The following is a 4,009-nucleotide window of genomic DNA, read 5'->3' as shown; positions in this document are numbered from 1 at the left end:
TCCTTATCCATGATACAGGCATCCAAGGTTACGTTGCCGTCCCGATCTGGGCGGCCGCCAACCCCTACGGTCTGATTGTCAACATCGGCCTCTTCGACTTTTACGCCTTCCTCTACGGCATCCAAAGAATTTCCTCCATCCTTTAAAACATCCCATGCCTTTGCCGACGCCTTATGAAAATCCCAAGTACATATCACGATCGGGCGAATATCTTTGGATTCCCCCTGGTTCGAAGTCTCATACTTTACATTCCCTAGGGAAGATGCCAGCAACGGAACCGAAATCAGACCGGCAGTAACCGCAGTGGAATTTTTCAAAAATTTTCTTCGTTCCATAATTCCTGTTTACTTTTAGACCGCTAAATATACGGGATATTGTGCAAGCTGACTAACTACTCAATAACAACCTTTATCATATTCTTGGGTGGGATAGTTGGTCGTTGAGCTTGAGCTTGCCCTTGAACTTGAACCTTGATTATGTTGATAGAAGTCTGTGCCAATTCGTTGAAATCTGCCCTAAATGCCGAAAAAGCGGGCGCCCACCGTATCGAGATCTGTTCAGAACTTGCCGTTGGGGGCATAACGCCATCTTACGGACTTCTTAAGTCGGTTCGTGAAAAAATTACCATTCCCATACATGTGCTGATACGACCTCGGAGTGGTGATTTCTCCTATTCGGACGGGGAGTTCGAAATCATGAAAACCGATATCAAAATGTGTGTTGACATGGGCTTCGAAGGCATCGTTTCCGGCGTTTTACAAAAGGATTTTACCTTGGATGTCGAACGCACCAAAATTTTGGTAGGGGCATCCGGAGACCTGAGATTTACTTTTCACCGGGCATTCGATTGGGTAAAAAGTCCCTTGAAGGCCTTTGCGCAACTGGAAAGCTTGGGCGTGGACTGTGTCTTGACCTCGGGACAACAAAAATCCGCCGAGGATGGTATCACATTGCTAAGCGAACTCCATCACAAAGCATCTACAATCACTATTATGCCAGGGGGAGGCATAAAACCGGAAAATATCAATGTTTTTAAGGAAAAAGGATTCCGTGCTGCCCATCTCTCCGGAAGTAAATTCGTCAAAACCCTGGCCATAAAACCTAAAATCCCTATGAATTCCCCTTCTTATCTCAAGGATGACGGTGTTACGGTTTCAAACCTCGAAACCATCCAAAAAATCGTAAATGCGGTTAAATAAAATCCAAATGGCGTAACCGAACGCGTATTTAAAAATACCTTTGCACCCATGTTACGATGGATCGTTTTTGCCATAATCTATGTCGTTTTGGGCCTGTATACGCTTCAGGCCCTGAAGACCGCCATCCGATATCCTTGGGTGCACTATCTTTTTATCGCCATATCGATACTGGTACTGGGTAATTTTATTTATCAATTTACTTGGGGCGCAGCGGAAGGTAGGGTGCTGAGCCGACCTAAAAGCTATGCTTTCGGCTTTATGATTACGGTCGTCGCGTTTCAGGTAATAACCATTTTGTTTCTTTTTTCGGAGGATATTTTCCGCGTGGTTTCGGGTGTATACCAAAAGTTCACCGGCAACGCCAAAGCATTCTCCCTGCCCGAACGCCGCAGATTTTTGAGCATCCTGGGCCTTGGTATCGCCGCATTGCCCTTCGGCGCACTTCTTTATGGCATGTATAAGGGCAAATACAACTTTAAGGTGTTCAAATATGCCCTTGAATTCGAGGACCTGCCGGATGCCTTTGACGGTTACCGGATAACGCAGATTTCCGACATCCACAGCGGTAGCCTCGATAACCGGAAAAAAATCGAATATGCCGTCGACCTAATTAATAAGCAGCAAGGCGACGTAATCTTATTTACCGGCGATCTGGTCAATAACTTGGCCACGGAAATGGAACCGTGGATGGCCCTTTTCTCGACCCTCGAAGCCAAAGATGGAAAGTTTTCCGTTTTGGGAAACCATGATTACGGCGATTATGTAGATTGGGAAACCGAGGCCCTAAAACGCCAGAACCTAGAGGATTTAAAAGTGATTCAGCGGGACATCGGTTTTGTCCTGATGCTAAACGAAAACCGGTACCTGAAAAGAGGTAACGATAAAATAGCCTTGGTAGGCGTGGAAAATTGGGGTCGTGGTGGCTTCAAAAAGGCGGGCGACCTCGGTAAGGCGACCACAACGATAGCCAAAGATGATTTTAAGATATTGATGAGCCACGACCCCTCCCACTGGGAAGATGTGGTGCTTTTCGATGATCTTCACTATCATTTAACGCTTAGCGGACACACCCACGGCATGCAATTCGGCATCGAAATTCCCGGATGGGTCAAGTGGAGCCCGGCAAGTTGGCGCTATAAATATTGGGCGGGCGTTTATAAAGAAAAAGGGCAGTTTATCAACGTCAACAGGGGCTTGGGATTTCTTGGGTATCCTGGACGCGTCGGTATTTGGCCAGAAATAAGCGTGATAACCTTGAAGAAAAAGACAATCTAGCCTGCCTAAAATCAGTATAAAATTCTCATTAACAGTAATTTGACAACTAAATCTACAAAAAAGTAGATGTTTATAAACTCATCAACATTAAACGTATCATCTGAAGACTTAATGTTAACCGGAGTTAGTAATTCGACTCAAGACCGGGTACAAACTCGCCCCGAAAAGTATATTAACATTATTTTAACACATACAAAAACCTTTAATTCTCGGGCTTCGGATACTGATTTCGCAATTTTTGTTACTTTTGGCGAATAACCCAAAGCAGTATTTATGTCAAAGTTTGGTGAACTTATAGATTTGAAAGTCCCCGTTCTGTTGGACTTTTATGCGGACTGGAACGAACAATCCACCGCAATGCACTCTGTGCTTCGCGATGTTGCCGCCGCTTTGGGCGATAAGGGCAAGGTCATAAAAATCGATGTCGACAAAAATAAGGAACTCTCTAGCGCCCTTCGTGTCAAGGGCCTGCCTACCCTGATGATCTACAAGAAAGGAGAAATGGTATGGCGTCAAAGCGGTGAGCAGGACGCCAATACGCTTATCGGGATTCTCAAGGAATATGTTTAAGCAGAGGTATTTTCGTTTCGCGGATCGATAGTGCTAGGCCCTTTTCAGCCTGACTTTCTCGCCCCCTAATGTCCGCCTAAAGATCGGATACAGGGTTTGTTATCTAATTTTCATCCGGTACCACAACCTTTTCAAGTAATTCCTCTTCTGTCGTCGTGGCGTCAATGTTCATGGTATCCGATACCGGCATCGTATCGACCATATCAGGATCTTGACCCGGTACCGGCGGTTCTTCCCCGGGTATGTTGTTCTTGTAGAAATGCTCGAACTTATCGATATATTCATTGAATATCAAAGTTTCCTTTTCGGCCTTTTCGCGGTCGTTGTTCGTGATCAGAATATCGATATTTCTACGATAGCCTTCCATATCACCAATAATATCGTCGATCTTATCGTATTGCTCATCCAACGGAATCCCTTCGTAATACTCCAACCGCTGCTGATAGATGTTTTTCAGCTTTTCAAAAAGTGCCCGGGCCTTGTTGGTTTCGCCTACCTTGTAATAGCCATCGACAAAAGGCTCGACGAAGGCATAATATTCGAAATATTCTACGGGAAGGTTCTCCATGGTCATATCGATGATCTCTTTGGCCCTGTCGATCTTGTTTTCCTTGATCAGTTGTTCCGTAAGACGTGCGAGGTTGCTTCGATAGGAAAGACCTTGTATACGGGTCTGTACATCGTGGTATATATCAGGACTTCCCGAATTGCCCCAATACCAATTGGTAACGATATCGTACATCAAATCGGTATCTATCCTACCCATTTCAAAGGATGATTTTGTGCGTGGGGTTTTGATGGGCACCAATTTGTATGCCATGCCATCGAGCTGCAGATACTCTTTCATCCAAATAAATTCGGCATCGTCAAAACTTCCTCCCGAAAAATAAAGGGGGCGTTCCCAATCATTGTTGGCGAGCATATCCAACATCATCATACTCTTTTTGGTGATGGCTGTTTTGGGG

General features: G+C 45.0%; 4 protein-coding genes and 1 pseudogene. 3 read left to right on the top strand and 2 right to left on the bottom strand.

Features of this window, described 5'->3' with window-relative positions; genetic code table 11:
- The coding region (locus ACEW8S_RS04270) for an isoaspartyl peptidase/L-asparaginase (RefSeq protein ID WP_373516943.1) at positions 1-335 on the bottom strand (335 nt) is incomplete at its 3' end.
- Between the two features lie 141 nt (positions 336-476).
- Between ACEW8S_RS04270 and ACEW8S_RS04265 the strand changes: the two genes are divergently transcribed.
- The 3 genes from ACEW8S_RS04265 (at position 477) to ACEW8S_RS04255 (ending at position 3,044) form a co-directional block, all read left to right on the top strand.
- A complete protein-coding gene (locus tag ACEW8S_RS04265; RefSeq protein ID WP_373516942.1) occupies positions 477-1,199 on the top strand; it encodes a copper homeostasis protein CutC in 723 nt (240 codons plus the stop codon).
- Between the two features lie 48 nt (positions 1,200-1,247).
- Positions 1,248-2,474: a metallophosphoesterase gene (locus ACEW8S_RS04260; protein WP_373516941.1), complete on the top strand. Its 1,227-nt coding sequence runs from the start codon at positions 1,248-1,250 to the stop codon at positions 2,472-2,474.
- Positions 2,475-2,747: 273 nt separating this feature from the next.
- Positions 2,748-3,044, top strand: coding sequence for a thioredoxin family protein (locus ACEW8S_RS04255; protein ID WP_373516940.1), 297 nt, complete (start codon positions 2,748-2,750; stop codon positions 3,042-3,044).
- A 103-nt stretch (positions 3,045-3,147) separates the two neighbouring features.
- Here the strand turns inward: ACEW8S_RS04255 and ACEW8S_RS04250 are convergent.
- Positions 3,148-4,009, bottom strand: a pseudogene (locus ACEW8S_RS04250) (hypothetical protein); the annotation flags it as partial.

It is taken from the genome of Pricia sp. (genome assembly GCF_041745955.1).
In the GTDB taxonomy this organism is placed as follows: Bacteria; Bacteroidota; Bacteroidia; order Flavobacteriales; family Flavobacteriaceae; genus Pricia.
This window is presented reverse-complemented; position numbering and strand designations above follow the sequence as displayed.